Genomic DNA, 26522 nt, shown 5'->3' with positions numbered 1-26522 from the left:
CGAGCCGCGCTTGGGCTGCCCCCCGTTGGCTGCGGAGTGCGGAAAAGCGGTAAAATGCATGAAATTTCAATGAAAAACTAGCCATGCCTGCCGTTGCCCAATCTCCTGTTGTCTCCTTGCGAGGCGGGGCTGCCCACCTCGCTGGCGAGTTGCAAGCCGGGCGCGTTTACCGGAGGGAGGATCTTGCAGGCTTGTCCACGGCAGTGGATCGGCATCTGCGTGAACTGGTGGCCACTGGAAAGCTGAGGAAGCTTGCCCAAGGCCTGTACCACGCACCCAAGCAGTCCAGTTTCGGTCCACTGCCGCCGGCCGATGAGCAAGTGGTGGGCGGGTTCCTGCGCGACAAAGATTTCCTGGTGTTCTCTCCCTCGGCTTACAACGCCGTGGGTCTGGGTACGACCCAGCTCTACAACCGCACGCTGGTCTACAACCACAAACGCCACGGCCTCTTCAAGCTCGGCAATCGGCAGTTCGACTTCAGGATGAAGCCGCGCTTTCCCAGGAAGCTGACGCCGGAGTTCCTGTATGTGGATCTGCTGAACAACCTGGACGAACTGGCGGAGGACCGTGATGCGGTCTTGCGGCAGGCGCGTGGCAAGCTGCCTTCATTCGATCCCACCCGTCTGCAGCGCGCAGCCGACAGCTTTGGCAGCGTGGCCACGCGAAAGCGTCTGCGGGAGTGGGTGGGTGGCTGAATTCCTGCACGAACGAGCGGACTTCGATCAGTTGCTGTCGGTGGTCGCAGACTCGCACGGCCTCGATCCCGTGCTGGTCGAGAAGGACTACTGGATCATGCATTGCCTGTGGGGCCTTCAGGCGCAGGGCTTTCAGTTCGAGTTGAAGGGAGGTACGTCCTTGTCGAAGGGGTTCGGTGTCATCCACCGCTTCTCCGAAGACATCGACATCCGCATTGAACCTCCCGCTGGCATGGACGTGAAGACGGGGCGCAACCAGGACAAGCCGGCGCATGTCGAATCGCGGCGCGCGTATTACGACGCCCTGGCCGAACAGATCCAAATTCCGGGTATCGACAGTGTGGAGCGCGACATGCAGTTCGACGACGACAAGATGCGCAGCGCAGGCATCCGCTTGATCTACGTACCGCGTGTCCCGGCGCTTACTGGCGTCAAGGACGGCATCCTGCTGGAACTCGGATTCGATGACACCGCCCCGAACCGGCCCGTCACGATCTCGTCGTGGGCGCTGGATGTAGCCATGGAGCGCGGGGTCGCGGCGGGGGACAACCGCGCGGTGGCCGTGCCGTGCTATGCGCCCACGCACACCTTCGTCGAGAAGTTGCAGACGATCTCTACCAAGTACCGCCGACTCGATGAAGCCCAGGCGTTCCCCGCCAACTTCCTGAGGCATTACTACGACGTGTACTGCCTACTGGAGTTGGATGAGGTCCAGGCCTTCATGAGGACGCCGGCCTACCAGGAGCGCAAGGCGCAGCGGTTCCGAACCGGCGATGACCAGGCCATTGCCCGCAATCCTGCTTTTTTGCTGGCCGACGCCGATCAGCGTCAGCGCTTTGCGCAGGAATATCGCAAGACAGCCGCGCTGTACTACCAGGGGCAGCCTGACTTCGAGGTGCTGCTGGACAGGATCCATCAACACATTGACGTCATGTGAGAGGGCGAGGGCTTGATGCGGCAATTTCCGAATTCGGTGCCTTCCCATGTCTGCATGTCGATACTGTACAAAAAATCAGTGCATTGTTACAATGCACCAAGAGAGTGAACAATGGGAAAAGACACCCGCATCGAGTGGACGCACCACACCTTCAATCCATGGTGGGGTTGCGTGCGCGTGTCCGATGCGTGTGACCATTGCTATGCCGAAACCTGGGCGAAGCGCCTCGGGGAAGACGTTTGGGGCGCGAAGTCGGAGCGGCGTTTTTTTGGCGATGCGCATTGGAAGGAGCCCCTGAAGTGGGACCGGGAGGCCCGGGAGAGCAAGACCAGGCGGCGCGTGTTTTGTGCGTCCATGGCGGACGTGTTCGAGAACCGCAAGGATTTGGTGCCGCATCGGCTTCGCCTTCTGGACCTCATCGCGGCAACGCCCCATCTTGATTGGCTGCTTCTGACCAAGCGAATCCATCTGGTGCGCAAGCAACTGCCAAAGGGCTATGAACTGCCATCCAACGTTTGGCTGGGTGCGACCGTCGAAAACCAGGATGCCGCAGGCAAACGGCTGAAGTACCTTCTGGAGTTCGAGACGCCGGCAGTCCGGTTCCTGTCCTGTGAGCCTCTGCTCGGGCCCCTGGATTTGCGCCAGTGGTTGAAGGCACGGGAGGGCGGCACGCGTGTGGATTGGGTTATCGCTGGCGGCGAGTCAGGGCCAGGGTCGCGTCCCATGGATCCGCAATGGCCTGAAGATCTTCGCAAACAATGCAATGCAGCCGGCGTCGCGTTCCATTTCAAGCAATGGGGTCACTGGGCGCCTATAGAGCAAGCTGCTGACGCCGTGACGGGCCGGACTCCGATCCACATCGTCAGGCGTGATGGTTCAGAGATCAAACTCGCCGCTGTCGGAAAAGGCAAGGCTGGCCGGTCTCTGGGCGGCCGGCATTGGGATCAGTTTCCGAGCACGGGAAACACGGTGTAGCGTCGAATCGACTTCAGTACCGCAGAAAGGCTTCGCTTGGCAAAGAGTCACTACGATTGGAGGAACGGACCGGCAGAGATCGATCCGCATAGTGTGACGAAGCATGAGGTGCTGGTTGGCTACCTGATTCGGTACTTCGAGCAGCGAACGCTCAATGCCCGCGGGCGGGAGCGGCTGCGCATCACGCTGGTGGACGGATTTTGCGGGGGCGGTCTTTATACGCTCAAAGGGCTGGGTACGGAAATCCTCGGTTCTCCGCTGCGCATGCTGGATGCGGTCCGGGAGGCCAGTCTCCGCGTCAACGCCCAGAGAACGAAACCCATCGATCTGGATGTGCGGTACATCTTCATCGACAAGGATGCTCAGGCGTTGTCGCACCTGAAGCAGGTCTTGCATGACAGGGGATACGGTGCGCAAGTCGGCCAATCCATTCACGTCATTCATGACGACTTTGCCTCGGCATCTCCAGCCGTGTTTCGGTTGATTGAGGCGCACACCCCCCGAGCACACACGGCGCTTTTCTTTCTGGATCAGTATGGGTACAGCGATGTGCCGGCGCCGCTGATTCAAAAGATATTTGCTGAATCACCGAAGAGCGAGGTGGTTCTGACGTTCCATGTCGCGGCCTTTGCCACCTACACCAACGATGAGTTCACGGACAAGGTCTCCAGCAAGCTGGCCGTCGACATTCGCTCGGCGCTGGGGGGAAGGACGATTGAGCAGATCAAGGAAGAGGACTCGGCGGATTGGCGGCGCTTCATCCAAGCAGCCCTGTACCAAGCCTTGGTGAAAGATTGTGGAGCTGAGTACTTCACGCCATTCTTCATTCGTGGCGAAGGGAGTGGTCAAGGCGAGTACTGGCTTGTCCATCTTTCGCGGCATCCGCGTGCGCAGGATGTGATGAAACAGGTGCACTGGGAGCACCAGAACCATTCCATCCACTACGGTGGTGCGGGCCTTGACATGCTTGCGACCCACATGATGGGGTTCCGCCAGGAGTTCGAAGGGGGATTCGTGTTCGACGATGTGGCGCAGAGCCTGTCTGCCGATGTGTTGCCCCAGCACCTTGCGGAGAATATTTTTGGGCGAGGACAGCCGGTGCAGATCGGCGAGCTTTATGCCTCGACCTGCAATACGTCCCCGGGCACCTCGCTCATGTACAAGGACGCGCTTGAGCGATTGTCCGGTGAGAAAGACATCGTCATTCGATCGGAGGATGGAGCGGTTCGGCGGCTTGCGCGATACATGCGGGATACAGATTGGATCGAACGAAACCGGCAGGGCGCGCTATTCCGCACTCCGCAAAGGGGTGGGCAGTGAGTTTTTCCCTCGCGCACAACGATGATCCTTTGCCCCATCTGCCGGTGGAATTCGGGCGGGCCGGCGAGGGTGTTGGCAGGTGGGTTCCAGAGATGAAGCACACCTTCTTGGCGAAGTATGTGGAAGGCACGCGGAGAGCGCGCGAGAAGTTCAAGCAGCGCGTCTATGTCGATCTGTTCTGTGGGCCTGGACGCATTCAGGTCAAGGGCGAAACGATGACCCGTCCTGGTGGCGCACAGGTCGCATGGCAGCACTCGCTGCGCGACAAGGTGGCCTTCACATCATGTTTCGTTGGTGACCTGGACGCGTCACGAGCATCGGCCTGCGCGGAGCGGTTGCAGGCAATGGGTGCGCCGGCCACAGCTTTGCCGGGGGCAGCCGAGTCCACGGTGGATCAAGTGTTTCGAATGATTCCGAAGGGCGCCCTGTGCCTTGCGTACCTCGATCCCTACAACCTCCAGTACCTGTCGTTCAGCGTGATCGAGAAACTGGCACGGCTGAAGTTTGTTGATTTTGCGGTTCATTTCAGCACCATGGATCTGCGGCGAAACGTGCTGATGGAATACAACCCGGATCGGGCGCGCTTCGATGCGGCAGCACCTGGATGGCGGGATCATATCGACCCGATTGCATTTGTACGTGGTGATGCCGACGAGGCGTTCTTTGACTATTGGTGCGGTCTGGTGCGCGGCCTTGGATTTTCGATCAGCCGACGCATGCCGCTGGTGCGCGATGAGGGAAATCGGCCGCTGTACCACTTGGTGTTCTTCAGTCGTCATGAGCTACCCAACAGGATCTGGGGCGATGTGGCCCAAGGTCCGAACCGTGAATTCGACTTCTAGGGAAGCTCTGAATGGATCACTTTGACCTTGTCCCTGAAAACCGCATCCCATGCTGAGGTGTTTCAATCGAAGCGAGGAGGCAAAGATGCCGTCGTGATGGCTGTTCTTGGAAAAATATAGGGAGAAGGAATGCTGTCATTCAGGGTCGTCGATTCGGCCTCTGCCCCAAGCAACGGCAATGAGGTTCTCCTCGGCCGCGACAAATGGAACGACTGGTTCACCTGGGTGACGCAGTTTCATGTGATCGTAGTCACAGAAGACCGTCGGCGGATCGATATTGGCAACGTAAAGATCGCCAGGGCGGGGATGACCCCTGAGTCTGCCATCAGCTCGGCATTGCTCGATCCCGTGTTTTCCAGGCTCGAAGCCCCGTGGTTCTCGATGGGTCAGACCGAGAACTACTACGAACAGCTCAACGAACTTGGCGAGCAGTTGCGGGACGAGTACCTCCTTGCAATGCGTGACATGGCACGGAACCCGTCACTGCTCGAGGAATATGCCGCCGAGGAAGTTTTGCGGCGATCACTGCTGCGCGATATCGATATCGACCGAGTGCGCAATCGCTTCCACCGGCTCGCGCTCGGCAATGTCGTGCTAACCGCGTTCGCGTTTCGCTACACGTTTCCCCAGGATCCGTACATCTCTGACGCTCCGCCGCGACTCGATTTCCAGGTCACGCCCGAATCCAGTCCACCGACCAACGTCCACGTCGTCATCGGACGGAACGGCGTTGGCAAGACGCGCTGCTTCGACTATTTGTCGCGGGCCTTTCTTGGCCTGCAGTCGCGCGACGGAGGTGCGGTAGGCGAGTTGGGGCCGCTGAATCCTCTCGGGTTCAACGGTCCGTTTGGGTACGTCAATCCGTCCCCGAAGAAGGGCCATGACTTTGCCGGACTGGTGACGGTCTCGTTCAGCCCATTCGACGAGTACGGCCCGCTGGTACGCGCGAATGCTCAACTGGACGTGAGGTACGAGTACATCGGCCTGATCCGACAGTCCGCTGCGGAGGTTCAACCGAGTGGCGTCGATGACGATGGACAGTCGGAGCTGAGCATCAAGGGGCGTTCCGAGCTTTCTCGGGATTTTTTGAAAGGCATAGTCGCCTGTCGCGGCGCCGCGCGTCGGCGTCGCTGGCTGAAAGCGGTCGAACTGCTGGAGGCCGATCCCTTGTTTCTTGACGCGAATGCCAGGAGCGTCATCGATGACACCGCGGAGGGCTGGGAAGATCGCACGCGCAAGTGGTTTCGGCGGCTGAGCTCGGGCCATAGTGTCGTCCTGCTGACGATTACGCTGCTCGTCGAACTTGTCGAGGAAAAGTCGCTGGTGCTCATCGACGAGCCCGAAGGGCATCTTCATCCGCCGCTGCTGTCCGCCTTCGTGCGTGCGCTGAGCGAGCTACTGGTTAACCGCAATGGCGTGGCGATCATCGCGACGCACTCGCCGGTCGTCTTGCAGGAGGTGCCCCGTTCTTGCGCATGGGTGCTCAACCGCTCGGGCCACTCCGCGCGCGCCGACCGGCCCGAGCTTGAGACTTTTGGCGAGAACGTCGGAACCCTCACCCGCGAGGTGTTCGGGCTGGAGGTTGTCCAGACTGGCTTTCACCGCTTGATCAGCGACGCAGTGCAACAAGGCGGATACGAGCAAGCCATAGCGCGATTCGGCGGCCGACTCGGCGGTGAGGCGCGATCGTTGGCTCGCGCACTCAGCATGGTGCCTCCGTCACCACCCGACGCGGCAGGCGAGGGGGCCTAACATGCGAAGTTTGCCTCTTCCAACCGACACGCAGGCGAGTGTGTTCGCGCTGTGCCTGGGTGCCACGAATGATCCTGGCCTCCAGGCCCGCCTGACGGCAATTGCCGCCAGCCTCGCTGCTTCTGGGGTGACCTACCATGCGAACGCTACGGCGGCCTCGCTCCACCACGTCGAGCGTCGGCCCTCGGTTGGCGGTGTCACCAAGGCGGAGCTGACCGGACTTTACGAGGAGCATCTGAGCAAGACGAGCGGCGCGGCCCGCGCGGTCTATGACCGCATACGCAGCGCGGCGCCGAACAACCGTTGTCCGCTGTGCGGTGTAGGCAGTGTCGCCCATTGCGACCACCATCTGCCCAAGTCACGCTATCCCGATTTATCCATTCTGCCGTTCAACCTGGTGCCTGCATGTCATTTCTGCAATGACAAGAAGCGTGCGAAGTATCCTGCCATGGCTGGACAGCAGACCTTCCATCCTTATTTCGATCAGCATCTTCTGAAAGATCCCTGGGTACGAGCAACGCTCGACCCCGGGCCGCCGCCGGTACTGGTGTTCGATGCATGCCCCCCAACTGCGTGGCCCGCTGTGGATCAAGATCGCGTTCGGCGGCATTTCGACGTGTGTGGGCTGGCGACTACGTTCACAACCAACGCCAATGACGAATTACCGATCCTTCGCGACAGGTTGGTTCTGCAGGGAAGTCGCGGTGGCGTGCCTGCGATCCAGCAGTTTCTCGATGATGAGCGCGACGTGCATTTGGCCAGGCCCAACAGCTGGCAGTACGCAACCTATCGCGCGTTGGCTGCTAATGCTTGGTTTGTGAGCGGGGGCTATCTCACGATCCCGTGAGCGGACTCGGCTCCTCCTTGCCGCGCGATGATGCGGATGACTTTCAGTTCAGATGCTGATGCACCAGCCGCTGGAACTCCGGGCGCAGCGCCCGCCCGTGATCAACCGACAGAGCCTCGCGTCGGCCGCTGGGCCAGGCCAGTTCGCCGTGGTGGCCATCGAGCGTCAGTACCGCGTGGTCGAAGATCCGTTTGGACGGGTTGCCGCCACCGCCCACGATCTGCAGGGACATCACCGTGGCGCTCTCGATCCACAGCCAGCGGGTGCCGCTTCCCTCAGACAGGTCGGGGTGTGCCAGTTCAATCTCGGCCAGACTGCCGTGAGCGGCATTGAGCAACTGCAGCACGGTGTAGTGGATGGGCATGGCATGGCCGTTGGGAAGCGGGCACCGGCCGGACTACCGGCCTGCACCCGTTGCGGTGTCAGGGCAAAGAGGTTACAGAGCAGCGTCCTTGAGCTTCTTCAGCGCGCGGGCCTTGATGCGCACGGTGGCCGGCTTTGCCGCGAAAACCTGCTCCTCTTTGGTGAACGGGTTGATGCCCTTGCGCTTGGGCTTGGCCGGCACCTTCTGCACGTCGATCTTGAGCAGGCCGGGCAGGACGAAAGCGCCAGCACCCTTCTTGTGAACCGAGCCGAGGACGGCGGATTCGAGCGCGGCCAGCACGGCCTTCACCGCCTTGGGCTCGACGCTCGATTGTTCGGCAAGGTGGGCGACCAGGGCCGACTTCGTGAGCGTTTCCTTGACGGGCTTGACGGTGGCAGCGGGTGCCTTGGCGGCGGGCGCTGGCTTGATGGATTTCGCTGCAGGTGCCGGCTTGGTGGTTTTCTTCGCAGTTGCCATGGTTCTCGGTCTCGTTCGTTGTGGTTGAAGAAAGGATTGCGCCACGGTATTTGGGTGCGTCGCGCAGTGGTCCATTTTATCGGTTGGGCATTGCGCGCCACCTGATCGACGGGCATTGGTTGACCGTCTGGCCATGAGGGGCGTTGAAGCCGGCTGGCTTCACAGGACGATGACTCCATTCCCTGTGCGGCCCAGCCGCGAGCCATTCAGAAGGAGCCAGCGGATGACGATCAAACTCAATGCCATGGCGGCGGCGCTGGCCGTGCGTGATGCCTGCAAGCGCCACGTCGAGAAAGACCGCCCCATCGACAACCTCTACATCGATGCCATCGTCGAGCGGGCGCTGCGCGAAGCGGCCAGCAGCTTGCCATGTGCGGATGACGTGTTCGAAGGCATGGCCATTGCGATCCAAGCGCAAAGCCATTGCACGGCCACTGAGGCATTCGAGCAGGTGCTGCGGCTTCTGGATCCCTCCGCGCCATTGCACTACTCGCGTTGGCGGCACGGCGGCTGGTACGTGGGTGGCGTTCGCTATCCGAGCGGTGCCTGTGGTTGCGTCAGCAACAACTATCCCGACCGAAAGTGGCGCATCGTTTGCGACGACCGCAGGCAGGCGTTGAATGCGCCCGGCGATGTGACCTTCGGCTCACGCGAAGCGGCGGCGCGGGCCGAGCAATTGCTGGCGCTGCACGCCTGGGAAGCCTTCGTCCGGGCTTCTGCCTGATGGGGAGAGCGCCGCAGCCCCTTGAAGGAGGGGCGAGCAGCGAGAGCATGACTGCATCCCCACCCGATGCAGACAGGAGACACCGTGACCGACCCCACCCAGCCGAGCCAGCCCACCTTGCCGATCCGCAAGATCGTCCAGGGCAAGAACCCCCGCGAATACTTCGACCCCGCCGAGATGGCCGAACTGGAGGAGGGCATCCGCGCCGTCGGTGTGCTCGAGCCCATCGTCGTGCGCCCCGTTCCGGGCACCGACCTCTACGAAATCATCGCCGGTGAACGCCGCTGGCGCGCCGCGAAGAACGTCTTCGGCGACGGCTACGACATGCCGGTGGTCATCAAGGACGCGAACGACGAGACGGCCGAGGCCATGTCGGTGATCGAGAACTACCACCGCGCCGCGATGTCGCCCGCAGAGGAAGCCCACGCCGCACAGCGCCAGCTCCTGCGCCAGCGCGGCGACAAGGAGGAAGCCGCCCGCCTCATGGGCTGGTCGCTCGATGTGCTGGAGCGGCGGCTGGCGCTGCTGGCCTGCACGCCCGCCGTGCTCAAGGCGCTCACCACCCGCACCATCCAGCTCGGCCACGCCGAACTGCTCGCGGGCATTCCCCCGGACAAGCAGGACAGTGTGCTCAACGGCATCGTGGCGCAGAAAGTGCCGGTGGCCGTGCTCAAGGCGCAACTGGGCCGTTATGCGCGGCGGCTGGCCGACGCGATCTTCGACACCGCGCAATGCGGCGGCTGTCCGCACAACTCGGCGCGGCAGTCGGGCCTGTTCGCGGAATCCCTGGGCGAGGGCTACTGCCAGCACCCGAGCCACTTCGAGGAACTGACCCAGCAGGCCATCGAATCCCGAGCCAATGCGCTGCGCGACGAATACCCGGTCATCCGCATCGTCAAAACCGGCGATGGCTTTGCGCCGGTGCCCGTGACCGCCGAGGGCGACCTGGGCGTTGGCGCGCCGCAGTACACGTCCTGCCAGGGATGCCAGTCCTTCGGCTGCGCGGTATCCGCGATGCCGGGCAGCTATGGCGAGGTCACGCGCTCGCTGTGCTTCGACGCCGCCTGCAACAGCCAGAAGGTCGCCCTGTGGCGCAAGGCGCAGCGCGATGCCCAGGCGGCGCTGGACGAAGCGCAGGGCAAGGGCGCGGTGAAGGCGGGCGCAGCCAAGCCCACCGGCAAGAAGCCCAAGCCCGCCGCGCCCACGAACCAGACGCCGCAGCGTGTCGTCAGCTACCGTGTCATGGAGTGGCGCAAATGGCTGGCCAAGGCCTTGATGGCGCAGCCGCAGTGCAGCCAGCGGGTGCTGATCGCGCTGGCGCTGGCCGGTCGCGGGGCCGATCTGCGGGAGGCGCAGTTCCGCAACGCCTTCGACCGGCTCGCGGGTCAAGCCGCAGGCGCGGGGTTCGGCGTGCGTGGCGGATTGCAACGGGCCGCTGCCGCGCCCGAGGCCCAACTGGAGCGGCTGCTGCAAGCCGCCACCGCTTCGGCGGCGTTCGGCGTCACTGTGACCGACCTCGAACTGCTGTTGAACTATGCCCAGGTGGATGAAGGGCGGTATTTCCAGTGGAACAAGGAGTTCCTCGACCTGTTCACGATGAGCGAACTGGAGAGCCTTGCCGCAGAAGTCGGGCTCAAGAAGGCGATGGGCTCGGGCTTCAAGGCGGCACGCGCTGGCAAGAAGCCCGACTTCATCACGGCGCTGCTCAAGGTGCCGGGCTTCGCCTACCAAGGTGCGGTGCCCGCCGTGATGCGCTACCCGCGCCAGCCGATCCTGGCCGATGGAGCGGATGAGGCCGAGAGCGCTGAGGCCACACCGGAATTGCAGCCCGAGCCTGCGCTGGCCTGACGCGCCAACCGGCCCCTTGACACCCACTGGACACCAGGGAGCCGGGTTCTAGCATGGTCTGGACGGCCCCGCATGGGGCCATGTCCCCCATTCCACCAAGGAGCTTCAAATGACGATGTTCGAAGAACTGTTCGCGCTGGCTTGCAGCGCCACGCTGACGATGACCGTGAGCGCCGACGAGAAATCCGGCCGCCTGACGGTCAACGTGATCCCCAAGCCCCGGCAGGACGCGGGCGAGCCTGGGCTGACGCAGCCCCTGAGCCTCACGGCCACGCCGCAGGAGTTTGACGCGGGTTTCATCGAAGCCCTGCGCGGCTACCGCGAGGTGCGCCAGAGCCTTGCGCAGCAGGCCGAGGCCACGAAGGAAGTGATCGAGGCCGCGAAGGCGGCATCGGTCAAGAAGGCCAGCGATGCCACCGTAAAGGCGGGTGCCTCCAAGTCCGTACCGGCCAAGCCCGTGACAGCCCCGGCGGTATCCGCCTCGGACAGTGCGGCGGATGACGAGGAGGAAGGCGATGCCTCGCAGGCCCCTGCGGCGGGCGCGGTGCCAGCCACGGCCACTGGCAGCGACTCCTTCGACCTGTTCGGGTGAGTCGGCGGGCACCCTTGATGCGGGCAACGACGGCGAGAGACTGAACACATGGCAACCACGGCGGTTGCCGCGTTCATCCCCCAAGGAGTCCAACCCATGGCCATAGAAGTCACCCCCATCGTCCGCACCTTCACCTACAACGGCATCCTGCTGCCGGACGTGCCCGGCCTCTCGCCCCGCGAAGTGCGCGACCTCTACAGCGCCCAATACCCCGAACTGGTCAGCGCTGAGGCCGAGGCCAGTCCGGTCGCCAACGGGCGGCAGGACTTCACGTTCCGCAAGGCCGTGGGCACCAAGGGCGCGGGCGCGTCCGGGCAACCCGGCCCTCGACTTGCGGCGCTGCTGGCCTGCGTTCAGCCCCGACAGATTGGCGCGGCCAGCGCGACGGCCAAGCTGTCCCGCGCCGTATCGCAGCGCGCCGTGGTGAATCGCTCGGCGGCCTGGAGCCGCTTTGCCCGCCAGACCCTGGAGCAGCACCGGCACGAAGGCGCAGCCCCGCGCGCCAGCGTCACCAGCGAAATGCTCACCCCGCTGCCGTGAGGGCCACGGTCATGCCTGCCGCTCCCATGCTGGCGCTGCCCAGCTTGCAACCCGGCATTCCGCTGGCGGTTGCGTCCACATCCCAGGCCAGTGCGAACGCGGCGCTGTGCCGCTTCCTGATCGCATCGGGCGCGGTACGGGAAGACGACCTACCGGATGGCGAGGCCGACCCACTGAAAGCCTGCCAGCGCGCCATCGACGCCTGGATCAAGCGCCAGATCGGCCCGCTGCACTGCCTGGAGCCGCGCTTCGCCATCAACGTGCTCGACGAGCACATGCGCAGCGGTCCGCCAGCCCCCTATGCCCAGTTGGACGTGTACTGGTGCGAATACCGCGAGGCCGAGTGGCCGGTGGGCCGCAGCCTAGAGGCGTTGAACAAAGCCATGCCGCACCTGGGGGCCACGGTGCTGCAGGTGCTGCGCCAGCAGGGCCGCTACGTGTACCCCCTGTTCACACCGGATATTGCCGATGACGTGGCGTCCTATGTGTACTGGCAGGGGGAAATGGATGAGGAGGCGGCGCTGGACATGATGTGCGAGGACAGCAGCAGCGGTGACAGCGCCGACCGCGAAGCCATGCGCGAGGAAATGGTCACGCGCAGGATGCTGGACGATGCCTTTCCCGAGTGGGCGCGCTGCTGGCTGGTGCGGCCCGACAAAAGCGAGGGCGGGCACAAGCGCACCCCGGCATGGCACCCATGCAGCCTGCGCCGCGCCGCCAGGACGCTGACCGACCCCCACCAGCGCCAGATTGCCGCCGATGCGCTGGCGCTGTCGCGCCTGAAGCTCACCGACGATTTCCATCCCGACACCGAGGGCGAGTACATCGGCTTCGGCGCGGTGCTGTCCTGGGATGAGGGCGACGTCACCACCCGCATCTACGACGACCTGCTCAATCTGGCGCACCAGTCCGACTACTGCGACCGCATGGGCGAGGTGCTCATCCCGCTGGACGACCCCGGCGCGTTGCAAGCGTGGTTCCTGCGCATGGGCCAGCGCTTCGAGGCCATCGCGCTGATCGACCGCTTGATCCATGCCCTGTGCCACGGACACTGACTCTATATATAGATAGGAGGTGGTTCCCATGAACGAGGCGGAGTTTTCCATTCAGACGCCCACGGACAACGTGCTGGAGCTGGATCAGGCGGTGCTGCTGTATCACGGGCGCTCGGGCAGCGCACTGGCGACAGTGCATGAGGTCACGACCGTGGATGGCGCACCTGTGATCGGTGCGGGCCGGGCGATGACCGCCCAGGCGGCGCGGGAGTTGGCCGGGGCCTTGCTCCAGCGCGCGGCCCACGGCGGATTCCTTCCCGAGACGGTGCTGTATCTCCACGGCGACCTGCTGGTGTGGTGGGTGCCACCGGCACGCAGGCATGTGGCGTTCAGGGTGGGTGCGGAGCAGGCCGAAGCGTTTGGCGGGCGCGAGCGCGGCGAGACGGTGCCGCAGCCGGGACTGATTTTCGCCGCCGCCAACAATGACTGGAGGGTATGGGCCGTGAAGGGCCATCACCGTCCGACGCCGCAGACGCCGCTGTTCCAGGCCCCGTACTTCAACGTCGATGGCCAGGGCCACATCTGCCAGGGCAATGTGCCGGTGCCCAATGGAACGACCGTGGAAAAGATCAGCGCCTGGAACGACGCCTTCCTGCGTTCCTACTTCACGCACCCCAACGTGGCGGGCAAGCTGCTGCGCTACCGGGGCGGGGCCTACGCCTTCTGGCGCGACATGCTCGATGGAGCCTTCACGCGCTTCCCCGAGCGGGTGCTGGTCGATGCCAAGACCACGCTGGGCCAACTGCTGGGCGAACCAGAGGCCACATGATGAGCACGATGGACCCGAGAGACCAAGCCCTGCTCGCCGCATGCCCGGTGATCGCCGCGCCGCGCTTCGGCGCGCTGCCGGACATGGGCAACGGCCAGCGCATCATCGTGGCGCGCAACGGATGGTTCGTGCAGACCCGGCTCGACTGGCTCGACAGCATCGTGGCCCTGGGCCACGGCTCACCGTCCATGCGCTTGCCCTACGGTGAAGTCGCGGAGCACCTGTGCTTCAGCTTTGGCGTGCTGCCTATCCGTTTGATCGAAGCGTTCGTGGCGGCGGGCCGGGAGCATCTGCCCAATGAAGCCGCCGGGGTGCTGATCTATTCGCGCCGCACCGGGCAGCTTCGGCTGGCGATGTGCGAGCCCGAGCAGACCTCGCCTGTCCATATCCACTATCGGCGTCCCGCCATGGCCGACGACGAGACGGTCGCGGTGGACCTGCACACGCATGGCCGGGCACCGGCCTTCTGGTCGGGCGCGGACGACCGCGACGACCAGGGCATCAAGGTGGCGGGGGTCTTCGGCCTGCTCGACCGGCCACGGCCCTCGGCCTGTTTCCGGCTGGTGATCAATGGCCTGTACCAGCCGCTCGACCGGCATCCGTGGCGAGAGTCGCAAGGCGAATGGCCGGAGCAGGGCGCTGCGGCACAGCGCAGCGAAGGCTGGATGCGGCGCGTGCTGTGGCGCTGGCGCGAGCGTCACCTGCCGGGTTGAAGGCCACTCATTCAGCGAGAGACTGGGTGCAGGACATTCGATTGGAGGCACTGGTGGAACACCTGATTCATCCGAAGCTGCTGGAGCGCCGCGTGGCGGTGCATCTGGTGGGTGTGGGCGGTAATGGCGCGCAGATGGCCGCCTGCCTTGCCCGGCTGGACATTGCGATGCGCGCCCTGGGTCATCCGCTGGGCCTGCACGTCAAGGCATTCGACGCGGATCGCGTCAGCGAGGCCAATGTGGGGCGGCAACTCTACAGCGCCGCCGACATCGGCAGGCACAAGGCGCTGGTGACCATCCATCGCCTGAACCAGTTCTATGGGCTGGATTGGGAGGCCCATCCCATGCGTTACGAAGAATTCGTACTCGGTCAACGGTACGCGGCCAGCGCCGATCTGCTGGTCAGTTGCGTGGACAGCCGCTCGGCGCGGCAGACGCTGCACCAACTCGCTTGGCGTGACGCCCACCACTACGGCTACTGGCTCGACCTGGGCAACACCGAGTCCACCGCGCAGGTGGTCTTGGGCGAACCACAGAGCAGCGCGGCATCGCGGCAGGGGCAAGGCCCGCGCCTGCCCTGCGTGACGGAGCTTTTCCCCGAACTGCTCGACGCGGCAGCGCCGGAAGACAACCAGCCATCCTGCTCGGTCCGCATGTCGCTAGCCTCCCAGGGGCTGTTCGTCAACGACGTGGCGGTGCGCTACGCCGCGCAACTGCTCTATGAGTTGTTCTCCAAAGGGCGGCTGTCCGCGCACGGTGTCGTCATCAATCTGGAATCCAAACGCAGCGGCCCCATCGAGGTTGATCGACGCACCTGGGCGCGCTTCGGTTTCAGCCACGAGGATGCCGAGCGCCAGGAGCCGGAACTGGAATCCGTCGCCGAGGAGTGCGCGGCATGACCATGAAGCGATGGAATGTGCGCGTGGTGCGCAATGGGCATGCCGTCCATCTCGGGCAGGTGGCCGAGTCTTCCGAGACGCTGGCGCGGTGCGCCGCGCTGTCTCGATATGGGTTGTCCGAGGACGAGGCAGAAGAAACGCAGCAAGACCCCGTTGATCCACGCGGCCCTGCGATCTACCCGGACGAGGCGTTCGACGTGTCGCCCGCGACTTGATTCCGAGGGCCTGCTATAGACTTGGCTCGTGGTCAGGGTGTTTGACTCGCCTCGCACGATCACGCACCCCAACGAACTCCAATCACAAAGGCTGCCATGGCTCGCAAATCTCCCCACCGCACGACCCAGGAACTCGACGCCGAGATCGCCAGATTGCAGAAGGAGCGGGATCAACTCCGCGAAGACGAGAAGGCAGGCGTAGTGGGCCGCATGAAGGAAGCCATTGCCTACTATGGCATCACCGCCGTCGACCTGGGACTGGATGCCGCCAAGCGCACGGCCCGGACCGACGTGGCGAAGGCCAAGGACTCGAAGACCCAGCGCGCCGTAGGCCGCATCAAGTACAAGGACGACGCGGGCCACACATGGTCGGGCTACGGCCCCAAGCCCAAGTGGTTCACCGAGGCCCTGGCCAGCGGCAAGACCGAAGCCGACCTGCGCGTCACCTGAAGCGTCAGGCGGGCGGGTTAGCCTCCGGCCCATCGGCGGATTGCCGACGGCCTGCGCTTTGCCTCGGCGATGCCGGGCCCAAATAGGCTCCAGCGGCCCTTTGCCTGGCATGGCCAGCTCTCTCTGATACGGCCAGTCGCGCAGCCCGATCCGCATTCGCGTCCACACCGCTGCCGCCGCGCACGGGCGATGGCGCACCTGAAAGCGATTCATACAGATTGTTCAGATTGCCATGCCGCAGGCCGTGGGCTGTGACACCCGCCTGCCGCTTGGTGATGCCGAACTTCTCCAGGGCGTAGTCGAGCCGGCGCAGATTGCGCTTGAGTTTCAGGGCTGGATCGCCCATGTGCGCATCACGGCTTGTGGCCAGTGAACGCGCCAGCGCCACCGCCGAGCGCTGACCGTCTGTCTCCAGCGGCACCCAGCGCACGCGCCCGCCCTTGCCCTTGATCCATACATACTCATCCGCCTTGCGGCTTTCGAGGGGCAGGCCGGTCTGCTCGAATGGCATGACGTGCTCAAAGGGCCGGAACATCACCGACTCCTTGCGCCGCAGCGCCAGCGCGTCCATCAACCGTATCGACGCCGCGATCCGCGCATCGAACTGCGCGACCTGGGCGAAGACTGTTTCCACATCGACACCATGCGCGCCCCAGCTCTTGTCGCGCAGCGCGTGTTCGTGGCGCTCGTATTCCTCCAGGCTCAGGCCATAGCGAGCCGGTGGCCGCACCAAGCCCGGCTTTCCCAGCCATGATGCCAGCCCCCGCAGAAAGCTCAGATAGGTCTGGATCGTGGCCGGCGCCAGCCGCTCGCGTTGCCAGACCTGCACCATCGCGTGCAGGTGCTTCTGTCCCAGGTTGCGTGGGTCGGGCATGGTGTGAAAGCCCGCCTTGCGCTGGAGATCGAGGAAGAAGCGCCGCAGAAAGCGCGCCCGTTCTGCACGGGTCTTGTGCGAGACGGTCTTCTCGCGTGCCGTGTGCCGCGTGTTGAACAGTTCGATCAGGGTGTCCAGCACGCGCAGCGGATCGGCATGGCCGGGGCGCAGGCGGTCAAGGATTTCCTGGGGCGACTTGCCCGCCCAGGCGTGGGGGCGCGGTCGATCCATGCCAGGGATCCGCCCTGGGCTGACCGGATCGGCCTGTCGGGTTGAGGGTGTCGTCATCGTGCTTTCCAGGTGAAGGAAGTGGCGCGCCGCCCGAACGGTGTGCCCTCAGGAATCCGGGAAGTCCAACCCCAGCGACGGATTCCGTCATCCGCTGGAGCGGGCGGTCAGGCAAGCACGGCGGCACGCGGGACCACACCGCGTGCCGCCGACCCAAGGGTTGCGCCAGCCATGCGCTTGCACGGGCCAGCTCGGTCGGTCTTAAAAATGAAAACATGTGATCCGGCTCCGTCCGCGCATTTCTGCGACCACGGAGGGTTGTGACGCGCTGTCGCCTCGGGGGCAGGCAGCCGCGTCGGCGACGAGATCGGGTCTCGCGCGCACTGGTGGATCAATCCTGGAGTTCGCAGCGCCATCCGACCGCATGGGTCCACCCCTGACCGAAAGTCCAGGGCGGTGTCGGGCGTTTGAGCGAAGACCAGCGGGGAGCCCATGAGGGCAAACACAGCCGCTGGCGGCGTGAAACACGCATGCTCGGGTGATGGCGGGATCGGGAACCGGCATCGGGTGCCGGGCCGGGAGATCGACGGCCTCGACGCGCTTCCATGAGCGCCCAGCCGCAAGGGCTGGCAAAGGTCGAGGCACATGCTCTACGAAATAAACCTCGGAGCGGTCGCCTCGGGGGCGACGGCCACCCCGGCTCTGGGCCGGGGCTGCAAGGGCAGGTAACGACTGCGACGCCTGTTGCTCCGCGATGGAGCGGGCCAAGGATGGCCCTCGGGAGCCACTAGTGGATGACGAAAGGGGCTTGATGGTCAATGCCGGCGTGGCAATGCGACGGCATGGGAAAGCGCCTTGCCGGTGGCGCTTGTGGGCACGCGACGGCGTGATAGGGGCCATTTAGTGTCCCGCACGAACGCAGAGCAAGGCTGCATGCGGGCTTGACAGGAGAAAGTCCTGCCTCTGGTCCCGGACGGGAGTCCCAAGCCCTTGGCGGGCATCTGCACGAAGGGCGCTTGATGGGCGCGCAACGGGGGTTGACGACTGGCAGTGCGGTGAGACCGTGGTGACACACACGCAGTTCGCAGCGGCTTGAGTCCGGGTCTGGCGTCATTGCAATGCCACTGTGCTTTCACACCAGTAATAGGCGGCGGCACCTGATCCCGAAACCTGGGCCATTTCGTGCGAATTGCGGGTGGCGTGGCCGCACCGCCTTGCCGATGCTGGCCGTCATGTTTCCTCACCTTGGAGCACCATCATGGAATTGATCGTCAGGGCGGTGGATGTCGGATCGGGCAACACCAAGTTCGTCACCGGCGTCGCGGAGGCCGGAATCCGTTGCGCCAGCTTCCCCTCCATCGCTTATCCATCCAGCGGCGAGACGCCGCAGTGGCCGACCAGCGAACGGCGCAAGACCGTCTGCATCCCAGTCGGACCGCTGTTCTACGAGGTCGGGCCCGACGTCGGCCTGGCCGCGGACACCTTCCGCGCCAAGCAGTTGCACGACGAGTACACCGAGTCGCCCGAGTACATGGCGCTGCTGCGCGGCGCGCTCAGCATGATGAAGCTGTCCCACATCGACCTGCTGATCGTCGGGCTGCCGGTGGCGCTGTTCACCCTGAAGAAGGCCGCGCTCGAGAAGGCCATGGTCGGCAGCCACCAGGTCGGTGGCGGCAAAACTGTGACGGTAGCCAAGGCGATGGCGGTCGCCCAACCGCAGGGCGCGCTGGTCCACTACGCGGCCGAACACCAGAAGATCGAGACCATCGGCACCGAGCAGAGCCTGGTCATCGACCCCGGCTCGCGCACCTTCGACTGGCTGGTCACCCGCGGCATGCGCCTGGTGCAGAAGCAATCGCACTCGATCAACCGCGGCATGTCCGACGTGCTGCGCCTGCTGGCGGCCGAGATCTCCAAGGACATCGGCACCCCGTACCGTGACTTCGACGCCATCGACCTCGCGCTGCGCACCGGCAAGGCGCCGGTGATCTTCCAGAAGCCCTACGACATGAAAAAGCACTTGCCGTTGGCCGAGAGCGTGGCCCAGCAGGCGGTGTCCACGATGCGCCAGTGGATCGAAACCCCAGAGAGCCTGCAGAACATCATCCTGGTGGGCGGTGGCGCCTTCCTGTTCAAGAAGGCTGTGAAGGCGGCGTTTCCGAAGCACCGGATCCACGAGGTCAAGGAACCCATGTTCGCCAACGTGCGAGGTTTCCAGATCGCGGGCCAGAACTATGCCGCCAGCACCATGGCCTCAGGCCGGGATCGTGCGGCAGGGGAGGCTGTATGAACCCATGTTCTCAGAATGAGCCGAGGCCGATCCGGCTGGTGTTCGAACTGGCGCGTGCTGACAACCCGCGCCTGTACGACGAGCTGGTGCGCTTTCCGCAAGGGGCCAAGCGCGTGAACCGGCTGCGTGTGCTGGCCTATGACGGACTGCTGGCGCAGTACGGTGTGTTTGCCGTGGATGACGCCAGGCAGGTGCCTCCGCCCGTGGCCAGCGAAGCGTCGAAGTCCGCGACCGTGAGCAACGACGTGTTCGGGCCCAGCCTGCAAGAGTGAGGTCGCTATGTCAACACGAAGATACGCGCGGCGTGATGAGGTGAGCCCCACGGAGCTTGCGGAAATGGGCTTCTGCGAGAAGAGGGTGCAGCTTGCACATCTATATGGTGACCAGGCGACGCCCGAGCAGCGACAAGCCATGGCCCGAGGGCAGGTGGCCCACCAGCGGTACTTGGAGGAGGGCCTGGTAGCGACGGCGGATCGCCGGTGCTTTGTCGCCACCTTCGTGTTCGGCCCGGATGCACGGGAGACGCAGGTGCTTCGCGCATATCGCGATGCGGTTCTCTTGCGACGGCGCTGGGGGAGGATTCTAGTTGTCGCGTACTACTGGGTGGCCCCAGTGGGTTGCCGAATCATGGCGCGATCACCTGTGATCGTGGCTGGGGTGCGCCGCATGCTGTGCATCGTGGTTGCACGGTGTGAAAGGTCGCTGAGCGACAGGAGGTCGTCATGACTTTGTATGCCGTGTATGTCCTTGCCGGTCTGGTATTCGCGCTGTGGCTGGCGCGGCAATGGACGCGCCGCCACGCATCTTGCGAGCGAGCCTCACGGCCGCGAGAGCTGGCCAATGCCGAGCTGGTCTATATGGAGAAGCTTTTTCGCATCCGGGCTCCGATCCGACTCGTCGCGAAGGCCGATCGCGTCTACCGGCTGCCGGGCGGATCGTTGGTACTCGTGGAATTGAAGACACGGTCAACCAATCGGGCCTATCCCAGTGACATCATTCAGCTTTCGGCGCAGAAAGTCGCTATTGAGCATCAGACAGGCGAGGTGGTTGAGCCATTCGCTTTTGTCACTGCTCTGCACCCCACCTCGCCTCGACGCTGGCGGTTCCATCGGGTGCGTTTGCTGGATGAGGGGCAAGTGATTGCCCTGGCGCAGCGCCGTAGCGACATCTTGGCTCGGCAAGCTGATCCCACCTATGCCTCCTCGGCTCGAGCATGTGCGGGCTGTGCATTTCGGACCAGATGTGACCGTTTTGAATCGCAAGCCTGAAGATCAGATGCCCCATCTCGCTGGCTCTCTTTCAGGCAACGCATCGACAGTGCGTTAAAGGCAGCGGGCTCTTGGCTCATGGCGTCTCATTCTTTCGCCAACGCCGTAAGGGCTTGCAGTTATGGCCAATTGTGGCTGGCGCTCCCCAGCCTCCACATGCACCCTCTGTGCCAGTACCTACTTGCATCCGGGCGTTGAGGTGCCAATCGGCTAGACGCAGAAGTGGCTGATCGCCGCCGCTGTGCGTGGACTTGAAGCCGAACATTTGGCTGTTCTCATGAAGGTGCGAGTACGGGCTTTTATCCGCACCGAACATCAAGGAGAACGAATATGGTTGGCGTTGAGAAACTCACGGCGCTGAAGGTAACGCGTCTGTCCAAGCCCGGAAGATATTCCGACGGCAACGGACTCTACCTGCAGATCACGAAGGCTCTCGTGAAAAGCTGGATCTTTCGATATGCACGGGGCACGGGTGAGCACTTCATGGGAATCGGCCCCGTGCACACGGTCAACCTCGCAGAGGCCCGGGAGCAGGCTCGGAAGGCTAGGCTTCTGCTCAGGGATGGTATTGACCCACTGATGCACCGGGCCGAGGCCCTGGCCAAAGCCAAGGCGGTCCAGGCTAGCAACAGGATCTTCAGAGATTGCATGGACGAGTACATCAAGAGCCACAAGGAGTCATGGCGCAACGAGAAGCATCAAAAGCAATGGGAGGCGACTCTCGTCGAGTATGCTTGCCCCGTCTTTGGGAAGATGCACGTTCGCTTGATCAACACGCCGTTGGTTCTGCAGGTGCTCGAGCCAATCTGGAAGACCAAGACGGAAACTGCGAGCCGGGTGCGGGAGCGGATTGAACGGGTCCTGGCATGGGCAACGACGCAAGGATTTCGTGAGGGTGAGAATCCGGCGCGTTGGCGCGGGCACCTCCAGGAATTGCTTCCTAAGCCCTCGAAGCTCAAGAAGGTCAGGCACCATCCGTCGCTGCCCTATGGGCATGTAGGAGCGTTCGTTCGGCTGCTCGCTCGCGAGAAGGGGATTGCAGCACGGGCATTGCAGTTCACCATCCTCACCGCTTGCCGTACTGGCGAGGTGATCTTTGCGAAGTGGAACGAGATCGACCTTGATGCAACGGTGTGGATCATCCCGAAAGAGCGAATGAAGGCGCACAAGGAACATCGGGTGCCGCTCGTTCGTGATGCACTCACGATCCTTGAGCGGTTGAAGGGGCTGGATCCGGTATGGGTCTTCCCAGGTGCGAAGCAAAATCGACCCATGTCCAATATGGCGATGGCGAACGTTCTGGAACGGATGCAGCGCTCAGACATCACGGTGCATGGATTTCGTTCCACGTTCCGTACCTGGGCAGCGGAAAGAACTCTCTACCCGAAAGAGATGCCCGAAATGGCCCTGGCTCACAAGGTGGGGACTGAGGTCGAGGAGGCGTATCGACGTACGGATCTTTTCGAGCGTCGGCGTGCGTTGATGCGAGACTGGGCTGAATGGTGCAGTGTCGTGCAGCCGACGCAAGGGCAAGTGCAATGCGGCGACGCAGAGCAGCAGACTCCTCCGCCCGGCACGCCGACCTCCGTCGTGACCCCCGAGTTTCCAGGGGTGAGTAGGGCGGCGGAAAACTCTCCGCCCAATCGTTCAACCTCCGGAGCGATCCCCGTCCATGACGGAGATTCCATGAGCCATGATGAGCCGGAATGACGCAATGTTTTTTTGTAAGCCGTTTTCTCTGCTAGAATCTTGGTCTGTTGTGAGACGAGATGAACGCCTACCAAGGCAGACGTCCACTCCGCCATATCTTGGGGGTATAGCTCAGCTGGGAGAGCGCTTGCATGGCATGCAAGAGGTCAGCGGTTCGATCCCGCTTACCTCCACCAGGATTGTCGAATTTCTAGGTTTTGACCCTATCGTCTAGAGGCCTAGGACATCACCCTTTCACGGTGAGTACCGGGGTTCGAATCCCCGTAGGGTCGCCAAGTTTTGTGGCACTTGGTTCCGCAAGGAACGAAAGTCACACCGACGCGGAGTGGTAGTTCAGTCGGTTAGAATACCGGCCTGTCACGCCGGGGGTCGCGGGTTCGAGTCCCGTCCACTCCGCCAAGCCATTGAAAGCGGGCTGCATCGCAAGGTGCAGCCCGTTTCGTTTTGCTCTGCCGAGGCGCATGCTCCCAAAAACCGCCGCGCGAAGGCGGCGGGGGCTCGAAGGCCGGGGCACGCGGCCCGGAGTCACTTCGGCGCGAGGCGGATGGCGCCGTCCAGGCGGATCACCTCGCCGTTGAGCATGTCGTTCTCGAAGATGTGGCGCACGAGCCTGGCGTAGTCCTGTGGAGTGCCCAGGCGGCTGGGGAAGGGCACGCCGGCGGCGAGTGCGTCCTGCACCTCCTGGGGCATGCCGAACAGCATGGGCGTGCCGAAGATGCCGGGGGCGATGGTCATGTTGCGGATACCGCTGCGGGCCAGGTCGCGGGCGATGGGCAGCGTCATGCCGACCACGCCGCCCTTGGAGGCGGAGTAGGCGGCCTGGCCGATCTGGCCGTCGTAGGCCGCTACGCTGGCTGTGGAGATCAGCACGCCGCGCTCGCCCGTGGGCTCGGGCTCGTTCCTGCTCATGGCCTCCGCAGCCAGCCGGATCATGTTGAAGGTGCCGACCAGGTTCACCGTGATGGTCTTGGTGAACGTGGCCAGCGCATGCGCGCCGTTCTTGCCCACCGTTTTCTCCGCGGGGGCGATGCCCGCGCAGTTCACCAGGCCCATGAGCTTGCCCAGGGACACGGCCTTGGCCACCACGGCCTGGCCGTCGGCCTCGCTGCTCACGTCGCAGCGCACGAAGGCGCCTTTGACTTCGCGCGCCACGGCCTCGCCCTTGTCGGCCTGCATGTCGGCGATCACCACCTGCCCGCCGGCGTCCGCCAGCATGCGCGCCGTGCCTTCGCCCAGGCCCGAGGCGCCGCCCGTGACGATGAATACCTTGCCCTTGATGTCCATGGAGTCTCCAAGAATGACGTTGACGTAAACGTCAATTATGAACGAGTGCGGGCAGTGGTGCAAAAGCAAGAAAGCCCGGCGGGGCCGGGCTCGTCGCGGGTGGTCGCGTGGAGATCAGCGGAAGCCGACGCGGTCCAGCATCTGCTGCACCTTGACCGTATTGGCACCCACGGCGCTGATGGGGATGGTCTCGCTCTTGAACGGCTTGCCGTCGGTCATGGCCTTGAGGGCGGGGTTGCCGGGGTCCACGCCCTTGGCTGCGGGCCACTCGTTGTTGCCGTTGGCGAAATAGTTTTGCGCCTCGGGGCTCGCCAGGTATTCCAGGAACTTGATCGCGTTCGCCTGGTGCTTGGTGTGGCGCGCCACGGCACCGCCGGCGATGTTCATGTGCGTGCCCCAGGACTGCTGGTTGGGGAACACCACCGTGACCTTCTCGACGACGGCCTTGTCCTCGGGCTTTTCCGAGCGCATCAGGCGGGCCAGGTAGTAGCTATTGGTCACTGCGATGTCGCACTCGCCCGCGGCCACGGCCTTGATCTGGTCGGTGTCGCCGCCCTTGGGCGCGCGCGCGAGGTTGTTCACCACGCCCTTGAGCCAGGCCTCGGCCTTCTGCTCGCCCATGTGCTCGGTGACGGCGCCGAAGAGGCTCAGGTTGTAGGGATGCGAGCCCGAGCGTATGCACAGCTTGCCCTTGTTCTTGGGGGCGCCCAGTTCCTCGTAGGTGTCCACGTCGTCCTTGTTCACCTTGGCCTTGTTGTAGACGATGACGCGGGCGCGGGTGGACAGGCCGAACCAGGCGATGCCGCCATCGGCGGCGGGCGTGGCGCGCAGGTTGGCGGGGATGGCGTCCTCCAGCACCTTGGAGCGCACGGGCAGGAACAGCCCGTCGGCCTCGCCGCGGTACAGGCGCGCGGCATCCACCAGCAGGATCACGTCGGCGGGCGAGGCCGTGCCTTCGGCCTTCAGGCGGGCCATGATGCCGGCATCGTCGGAGTCCACGCGGTTGACCTTGATCCCCGTGGCCTTGGTGAACCCGCTGTACAGGGCTTCGTCCGTGGCGTAGTGGCGCGCCGAATACAGGTTGACCACCTGCTCCTGGGCGCAGGCGGCGCCTGCCGTCGCCAGGACGCAGATGGCCAGCAGGGATTTCATGGGCTTGTGCATGGGGACCGGTCTTTCTCGGGAATGGGATGCGCGGATCATAAGGCAAACGAGAATCGTTCCTAAATAGGTCGGAGCGCCGCAGGGGAATCCTGTACTCCCGCGAAGAGGCAAAAAAAAAGCCCAGTCAGGGACTGGGCTTGAAGGGATCCATGAAACGCGAGGCTTCGAAAGGATCCAAGGAGACAACTGGTAGGCCTTGCTATCTATCTTTGACGGCAGGACCGATATGCGAATTATAGGTGAAAACCCTGGGCTGCGCATCTACCGATGCGCAGCCGGGCCATCAGCGCTTGCGTGCGGCGACTTCGACCGTCTTGGCGGCGTTGGCGGCGGAGTTCGCCACGGCGTTGAAGTTTGCTTCGGCCACGTCACTGGCTTGCTTCACGGCCTTTTGTACGGATTCGAAGGCGTTGTTGGCGGCAGAGACGGCGCTCTTGAACACGGCCACGGTGGTTTCGGAACCGGCGGGGGCGTTCTTGGCGGCGGTGTCCACCAGATTGCTGAAGTTGCGCTGCGCTTCGGCGGCCTGGGATTCGAAGGCCTTGCCGAATTCGGCGCCGGTGCCCGAGGCGATTTCATACACGTGGCGGCTGTAGGCGGCAGCCTTCTCGGCCAGGGGCTGGAACAGGCCAGCTTGCAGGGCCAGCAGTTCCTGCGCGTCCTTGACGGACAGCACGGCTTGAGCGTGGGTGGCGGCTTCGGTCAGGGCGGCGCGCGAGGCGGCAACGTTCAGTTGAACGAGCTTTTCCACGCCTTCGAAGGCCTTGTTGGTCAGGCCGAACAGGGTTTCGATGTTGGCTTTGTGGGAAGCGAGGATTTGTTCAGGGGTCAGCGACATGTCGTATCTCCAAAATGAAAGCCCTTGCGGGGCGGGTTAAGAGAACTGCTCTGACTGACCTCTATGTCATGTTGCAGTGCAGCATGGGATGAATTTTAGGGATCCTGTCCCGAGATGCAAGTGTTTTTGTTGCAATGCAGCATTTTTAGGGTCGATTCCCCAATGTTCCGTTTGTTACGGAGACGTGGTGCGGGTGTCTGGCGTCCGGCCTCCTGCGGAAGAGGCCTTTCTTGTCCCGCTGGCACAATCGTCGGCCTATGAATGCGCCCTCTGTTCCGCCGTCCACCGCCCTCGTGCCGCCGCGCCCGCGGCCGCAGCCCCGCGATGCCTATCGGGCCTTCCGCAGCATAGGCACGCGCTGGATGGACAACGACATCTACGGCCACGTGAACAACGTCGTGTACTACAGCTGGTTCGACACGGCCGTGAACGCCTACCTGATAGAGCAGGGCGCCCTGGACATCCACCAGGGCGACACCATCGGGCTGGTCATCGAGACGCAGTGCAACTACTTCGCGCCGCTGGCCTTTCCGCAGACCATCGATGCCGGCATACGCGTGGCCCGGCTGGGCGAGAGCAGCGTGCGCTACGAGGTGGGCCTGTTCGCGCAGAGTGAGGCGGTGAGCGCGGCCTGCGGCCATTTCGTGCACGTGTACGTGGGCCGCGACGACCGCCGGCCGCGGCCGTTGCCCCAGCGGCTGCGACAGGTGCTGCAGCCGCTGTGTATTTGAGGCCCGGCGCCGCCGTGGGGTTGTCCGCGCAAGGGCGGCGGGTGGCGCCTGGTTGATGCCAGAATCGTGGGCCAGAGATCCCATGTCCTCCCTCCCGGGCGCTGGTCCGCGGCCCACGGCC

General features: G+C 63.8%; 29 protein-coding genes and 3 tRNA genes. 26 read left to right on the top strand and 6 right to left on the bottom strand.

Annotation, left to right across the window (positions count from 1 at the left end; translation table 11 throughout):
- The first annotated feature begins 83 nt into the window (after positions 1-83).
- The 7 genes from ALIDE2_RS16390 to ALIDE2_RS24595 all read left to right on the top strand — a co-directional run bounded on the left by ALIDE2_RS16390 (position 84) and on the right by ALIDE2_RS24595 (position 7368).
- Complete coding sequence (locus ALIDE2_RS16390) at positions 84-695, top strand: hypothetical protein (protein ID WP_013722623.1); 612 nt, start codon at positions 84-86, stop codon at positions 693-695.
- Positions 688-1632 carry a nucleotidyl transferase AbiEii/AbiGii toxin family protein gene (locus tag ALIDE2_RS16385; RefSeq protein ID WP_013722622.1) on the top strand — a complete coding sequence of 315 codons (945 nt, stop codon included), beginning with the start codon at positions 688-690 and terminating at the stop codon, positions 1630-1632. The genes ALIDE2_RS16390 and ALIDE2_RS16385 overlap by 8 nt, the downstream gene beginning before the upstream one ends.
- 111 nt (positions 1633-1743) lie before the next feature.
- Complete coding sequence (locus ALIDE2_RS16380) at positions 1744-2607, top strand: DUF5131 family protein (RefSeq protein WP_013722621.1); 864 nt, start codon at positions 1744-1746, stop codon at positions 2605-2607.
- A gap of 36 nt (positions 2608-2643) precedes the next feature.
- Complete coding sequence (locus tag ALIDE2_RS16375) at positions 2644-3927, top strand: three-Cys-motif partner protein TcmP (RefSeq protein WP_013722620.1); 1284 nt, start codon at positions 2644-2646, stop codon at positions 3925-3927.
- On the top strand, positions 3924-4769 hold the full coding sequence (locus ALIDE2_RS16370; RefSeq protein ID WP_013722619.1) for a three-Cys-motif partner protein TcmP: 846 nt from the start codon (positions 3924-3926) through the stop codon (positions 4767-4769). Before ALIDE2_RS16375 ends, ALIDE2_RS16370 begins: the two co-directional genes overlap by 4 nt.
- Positions 4770-4898: 129 nt before the next feature.
- Positions 4899-6521: an AAA family ATPase gene (locus ALIDE2_RS16365; RefSeq protein ID WP_013722618.1), complete on the top strand. Its 1623-nt coding sequence runs from the start codon at positions 4899-4901 to the stop codon at positions 6519-6521.
- 1 nt (position 6522) lies between these two features.
- Positions 6523-7368, top strand: a complete 846-nt coding sequence (locus ALIDE2_RS24595; RefSeq protein ID WP_013722617.1) for an HNH endonuclease — start codon at positions 6523-6525, stop codon at positions 7366-7368.
- 43 nt (positions 7369-7411) lie between these two features.
- Here ALIDE2_RS24595 and ALIDE2_RS16360 read toward each other — a convergent pair whose 3' ends face one another.
- Together ALIDE2_RS16360 and ALIDE2_RS16355 are read right to left on the bottom strand one after the other, a co-directional pair.
- Entirely contained in the window at positions 7412-7732 is a 321-nt protein-coding gene (locus tag ALIDE2_RS16360; protein ID WP_013722616.1) for a hypothetical protein, read from the bottom strand.
- 72 nt (positions 7733-7804) lie between these two features.
- Positions 7805-8209, bottom strand: coding sequence for an HU family DNA-binding protein (locus ALIDE2_RS16355; RefSeq protein WP_013722615.1), 405 nt, complete (start codon positions 8207-8209; stop codon positions 7805-7807).
- A gap of 223 nt (positions 8210-8432) precedes the next feature.
- Between ALIDE2_RS16355 and ALIDE2_RS16350 the strand changes: the two genes are divergently transcribed.
- The 10 genes from ALIDE2_RS16350 (at position 8433) to ALIDE2_RS16305 (ending at position 16014) form a co-directional block, all read left to right on the top strand.
- A complete protein-coding gene (locus ALIDE2_RS16350; RefSeq protein ID WP_013722614.1) occupies positions 8433-8933 on the top strand; it encodes a hypothetical protein in 501 nt (166 codons plus the stop codon).
- An 84-nt stretch (positions 8934-9017) separates the two neighbouring features.
- Positions 9018-10781 carry a PRTRC system ParB family protein gene (locus ALIDE2_RS16345; RefSeq protein ID WP_013722613.1) on the top strand — a complete coding sequence of 588 codons (1764 nt, stop codon included), beginning with the start codon at positions 9018-9020 and terminating at the stop codon, positions 10779-10781.
- 109 nt (positions 10782-10890) lie between these two features.
- Positions 10891-11373, top strand: coding sequence for a PRTRC system protein E (locus ALIDE2_RS16340; protein WP_013722612.1), 483 nt, complete (start codon positions 10891-10893; stop codon positions 11371-11373).
- Between the two features lie 96 nt (positions 11374-11469).
- Complete coding sequence (locus ALIDE2_RS16335; RefSeq protein WP_013722611.1) at positions 11470-11913, top strand: PRTRC system protein C; 444 nt, start codon at positions 11470-11472, stop codon at positions 11911-11913.
- A gap of 11 nt (positions 11914-11924) precedes the next feature.
- A complete protein-coding gene (locus tag ALIDE2_RS16330) occupies positions 11925-12968 on the top strand; it encodes a PRTRC system protein F (RefSeq protein ID WP_013722610.1) in 1044 nt (347 codons plus the stop codon).
- 28 nt (positions 12969-12996) lie between these two features.
- Positions 12997-13737, top strand: coding sequence for a PRTRC system protein B (locus ALIDE2_RS16325; protein ID WP_013722609.1), 741 nt, complete (start codon positions 12997-12999; stop codon positions 13735-13737).
- Complete coding sequence (locus tag ALIDE2_RS16320; RefSeq protein ID WP_013722608.1) at positions 13737-14450, top strand: PRTRC system protein A; 714 nt, start codon at positions 13737-13739, stop codon at positions 14448-14450. Before ALIDE2_RS16325 ends, ALIDE2_RS16320 begins: the two co-directional genes overlap by 1 nt.
- A gap of 53 nt (positions 14451-14503) precedes the next feature.
- Positions 14504-15349 carry a PRTRC system ThiF family protein gene (locus ALIDE2_RS16315; protein ID WP_013722607.1) on the top strand — a complete coding sequence of 282 codons (846 nt, stop codon included), beginning with the start codon at positions 14504-14506 and terminating at the stop codon, positions 15347-15349.
- Positions 15346-15564, top strand: coding sequence for a hypothetical protein (locus ALIDE2_RS16310; RefSeq protein WP_013722606.1), 219 nt, complete (start codon positions 15346-15348; stop codon positions 15562-15564). The genes ALIDE2_RS16315 and ALIDE2_RS16310 overlap by 4 nt, the downstream gene beginning before the upstream one ends.
- 96 nt (positions 15565-15660) lie before the next feature.
- Positions 15661-16014, top strand: coding sequence for an H-NS histone family protein (locus tag ALIDE2_RS16305; protein ID WP_013722605.1), 354 nt, complete (start codon positions 15661-15663; stop codon positions 16012-16014).
- Positions 16015-16018: 4 nt separating this feature from the next.
- Here ALIDE2_RS16305 and ALIDE2_RS16300 read toward each other — a convergent pair whose 3' ends face one another.
- Positions 16019-17176: a phage integrase N-terminal domain-containing protein gene (locus ALIDE2_RS16300; protein ID WP_041701048.1), complete on the bottom strand. Its 1158-nt coding sequence runs from the start codon at positions 17174-17176 to the stop codon at positions 16019-16021.
- A gap of 1198 nt (positions 17177-18374) precedes the next feature.
- Between ALIDE2_RS16300 and ALIDE2_RS16295 the strand changes: the two genes are divergently transcribed.
- The 8 genes from ALIDE2_RS16295 (at position 18375) to ALIDE2_RS16265 (ending at position 22783) form a co-directional block, all read left to right on the top strand.
- Positions 18375-19406, top strand: coding sequence for a PRTRC system protein D (locus ALIDE2_RS16295; protein WP_013722602.1), 1032 nt, complete (start codon positions 18375-18377; stop codon positions 19404-19406).
- Entirely contained in the window at positions 19403-19678 is a 276-nt protein-coding gene (locus tag ALIDE2_RS16290; protein ID WP_013722601.1) for a hypothetical protein, read from the top strand. Before ALIDE2_RS16295 ends, ALIDE2_RS16290 begins: the two co-directional genes overlap by 4 nt.
- Positions 19679-19685: 7 nt before the next feature.
- The gene (locus ALIDE2_RS25710; protein WP_013722600.1) at positions 19686-20132 is read left to right on the top strand and encodes a CFI-box-CTERM domain-containing protein; all 447 of its coding nucleotides are present in this window, start codon (positions 19686-19688) and stop codon (positions 20130-20132) included.
- On the top strand, positions 20129-20674 hold the full coding sequence (locus ALIDE2_RS24590; RefSeq protein ID WP_013722599.1) for a PD-(D/E)XK nuclease family protein: 546 nt from the start codon (positions 20129-20131) through the stop codon (positions 20672-20674). Before ALIDE2_RS25710 ends, ALIDE2_RS24590 begins: the two co-directional genes overlap by 4 nt.
- A gap of 330 nt (positions 20675-21004) precedes the next feature.
- Complete coding sequence (locus ALIDE2_RS16280; RefSeq protein ID WP_013722598.1) at positions 21005-22384, top strand: tyrosine-type recombinase/integrase; 1380 nt, start codon at positions 21005-21007, stop codon at positions 22382-22384.
- Positions 22385-22484: 100 nt separating this feature from the next.
- A tRNA-Ala gene (locus ALIDE2_RS16275) sits at positions 22485-22560 on the top strand.
- 23 nt (positions 22561-22583) lie between these two features.
- Positions 22584-22659: transfer RNA gene (locus ALIDE2_RS16270), tRNA-Glu, on the top strand.
- A 47-nt stretch (positions 22660-22706) separates the two neighbouring features.
- Positions 22707-22783 (top strand) — tRNA-Asp (locus ALIDE2_RS16265).
- 126 nt (positions 22784-22909) lie between these two features.
- On the opposite strand, the gene ALIDE2_RS16260 is transcribed toward ALIDE2_RS16265, so the two are convergent.
- The 3 genes from ALIDE2_RS16260 to ALIDE2_RS16250 all read right to left on the bottom strand — a co-directional run bounded on the left by ALIDE2_RS16260 (position 22910) and on the right by ALIDE2_RS16250 (position 25670).
- Positions 22910-23668 carry a 3-hydroxyacyl-CoA dehydrogenase gene (locus ALIDE2_RS16260; protein ID WP_013518388.1) on the bottom strand — a complete coding sequence of 253 codons (759 nt, stop codon included), beginning with the start codon at positions 23666-23668 and terminating at the stop codon, positions 22910-22912.
- 114 nt (positions 23669-23782) lie between these two features.
- On the bottom strand, positions 23783-24832 hold the full coding sequence (locus tag ALIDE2_RS16255) for a Fe(3+) ABC transporter substrate-binding protein (RefSeq protein WP_013518399.1): 1050 nt from the start codon (positions 24830-24832) through the stop codon (positions 23783-23785).
- Between the two features lie 283 nt (positions 24833-25115).
- On the bottom strand, positions 25116-25670 hold the full coding sequence (locus ALIDE2_RS16250) for a phasin family protein (RefSeq protein WP_013518400.1): 555 nt from the start codon (positions 25668-25670) through the stop codon (positions 25116-25118).
- A 257-nt stretch (positions 25671-25927) separates the two neighbouring features.
- On the opposite strand from ALIDE2_RS16250, the gene ALIDE2_RS16245 reads away from it, so the two are divergent.
- Complete coding sequence (locus ALIDE2_RS16245; RefSeq protein WP_013722597.1) at positions 25928-26401, top strand: acyl-CoA thioesterase; 474 nt, start codon at positions 25928-25930, stop codon at positions 26399-26401.
- The last annotated feature ends 121 nt before the right edge of the window (positions 26402-26522 follow it).

Source organism: Alicycliphilus denitrificans K601 (assembly GCF_000204645.1).
In the GTDB taxonomy this organism is placed as follows: Bacteria; Pseudomonadota; Gammaproteobacteria; order Burkholderiales; family Burkholderiaceae_C; genus Alicycliphilus; species Alicycliphilus denitrificans.
This window is presented reverse-complemented; position numbering and strand designations above follow the sequence as displayed.

What these genes read in the sequence shown, in the direction of transcription:
- ALIDE2_RS16365 (WP_013722618.1), top strand. Translation starts at nt 4,899, where the DNA reads ATGCTGTCATTCAGGGTCGTCGATTCGGCCTCTGCCCCAAGCAACGGC.
- ALIDE2_RS16320 (WP_013722608.1), top strand. Translation starts at nt 13,737, where the DNA reads ATGAGCACGATGGACCCGAGAGACCAAGCCCTGCTCGCCGCATGCCCG.
- ALIDE2_RS16290 (WP_013722601.1), top strand. Translation starts at nt 19,403, where the DNA reads ATGAACCCATGTTCTCAGAATGAGCCGAGGCCGATCCGGCTGGTGTTC.
- ALIDE2_RS16340 (WP_013722612.1), top strand. Translation starts at nt 10,891, where the DNA reads ATGACGATGTTCGAAGAACTGTTCGCGCTGGCTTGCAGCGCCACGCTG.
- ALIDE2_RS16300 (WP_041701048.1), bottom strand. Translation starts at nt 17,176, where the DNA reads ATGACGACACCCTCAACCCGACAGGCCGATCCGGTCAGCCCAGGGCGG.
- ALIDE2_RS16380 (WP_013722621.1), top strand. Translation starts at nt 1,744, where the DNA reads ATGGGAAAAGACACCCGCATCGAGTGGACGCACCACACCTTCAATCCA.
- ALIDE2_RS24595 (WP_013722617.1), top strand. Translation starts at nt 6,523, where the DNA reads ATGCGAAGTTTGCCTCTTCCAACCGACACGCAGGCGAGTGTGTTCGCG.
- ALIDE2_RS16325 (WP_013722609.1), top strand. Translation starts at nt 12,997, where the DNA reads ATGAACGAGGCGGAGTTTTCCATTCAGACGCCCACGGACAACGTGCTG.
- ALIDE2_RS16310 (WP_013722606.1), top strand. Translation starts at nt 15,346, where the DNA reads ATGACCATGAAGCGATGGAATGTGCGCGTGGTGCGCAATGGGCATGCC.
- ALIDE2_RS25710 (WP_013722600.1), top strand. Translation starts at nt 19,686, where the DNA reads ATGTCAACACGAAGATACGCGCGGCGTGATGAGGTGAGCCCCACGGAG.
- ALIDE2_RS16350 (WP_013722614.1), top strand. Translation starts at nt 8,433, where the DNA reads ATGACGATCAAACTCAATGCCATGGCGGCGGCGCTGGCCGTGCGTGAT.
- ALIDE2_RS16305 (WP_013722605.1), top strand. Translation starts at nt 15,661, where the DNA reads ATGGCTCGCAAATCTCCCCACCGCACGACCCAGGAACTCGACGCCGAG.
- ALIDE2_RS16390 (WP_013722623.1), top strand. Translation starts at nt 84, where the DNA reads ATGCCTGCCGTTGCCCAATCTCCTGTTGTCTCCTTGCGAGGCGGGGCT.
- ALIDE2_RS16295 (WP_013722602.1), top strand. Translation starts at nt 18,375, where the DNA reads ATGGAATTGATCGTCAGGGCGGTGGATGTCGGATCGGGCAACACCAAG.
- ALIDE2_RS16335 (WP_013722611.1), top strand. Translation starts at nt 11,470, where the DNA reads ATGGCCATAGAAGTCACCCCCATCGTCCGCACCTTCACCTACAACGGC.
- ALIDE2_RS16360 (WP_013722616.1), bottom strand. Translation starts at nt 7,732, where the DNA reads ATGCCCATCCACTACACCGTGCTGCAGTTGCTCAATGCCGCTCACGGC.
- ALIDE2_RS16245 (WP_013722597.1), top strand. Translation starts at nt 25,928, where the DNA reads ATGAATGCGCCCTCTGTTCCGCCGTCCACCGCCCTCGTGCCGCCGCGC.
- ALIDE2_RS24590 (WP_013722599.1), top strand. Translation starts at nt 20,129, where the DNA reads ATGACTTTGTATGCCGTGTATGTCCTTGCCGGTCTGGTATTCGCGCTG.
- ALIDE2_RS16255 (WP_013518399.1), bottom strand. Translation starts at nt 24,832, where the DNA reads ATGCACAAGCCCATGAAATCCCTGCTGGCCATCTGCGTCCTGGCGACG.
- ALIDE2_RS16355 (WP_013722615.1), bottom strand. Translation starts at nt 8,209, where the DNA reads ATGGCAACTGCGAAGAAAACCACCAAGCCGGCACCTGCAGCGAAATCC.
- ALIDE2_RS16280 (WP_013722598.1), top strand. Translation starts at nt 21,005, where the DNA reads ATGGTTGGCGTTGAGAAACTCACGGCGCTGAAGGTAACGCGTCTGTCC.
- ALIDE2_RS16260 (WP_013518388.1), bottom strand. Translation starts at nt 23,668, where the DNA reads ATGGACATCAAGGGCAAGGTATTCATCGTCACGGGCGGCGCCTCGGGC.
- ALIDE2_RS16330 (WP_013722610.1), top strand. Translation starts at nt 11,925, where the DNA reads ATGCCTGCCGCTCCCATGCTGGCGCTGCCCAGCTTGCAACCCGGCATT.
- ALIDE2_RS16250 (WP_013518400.1), bottom strand. Translation starts at nt 25,670, where the DNA reads ATGTCGCTGACCCCTGAACAAATCCTCGCTTCCCACAAAGCCAACATC.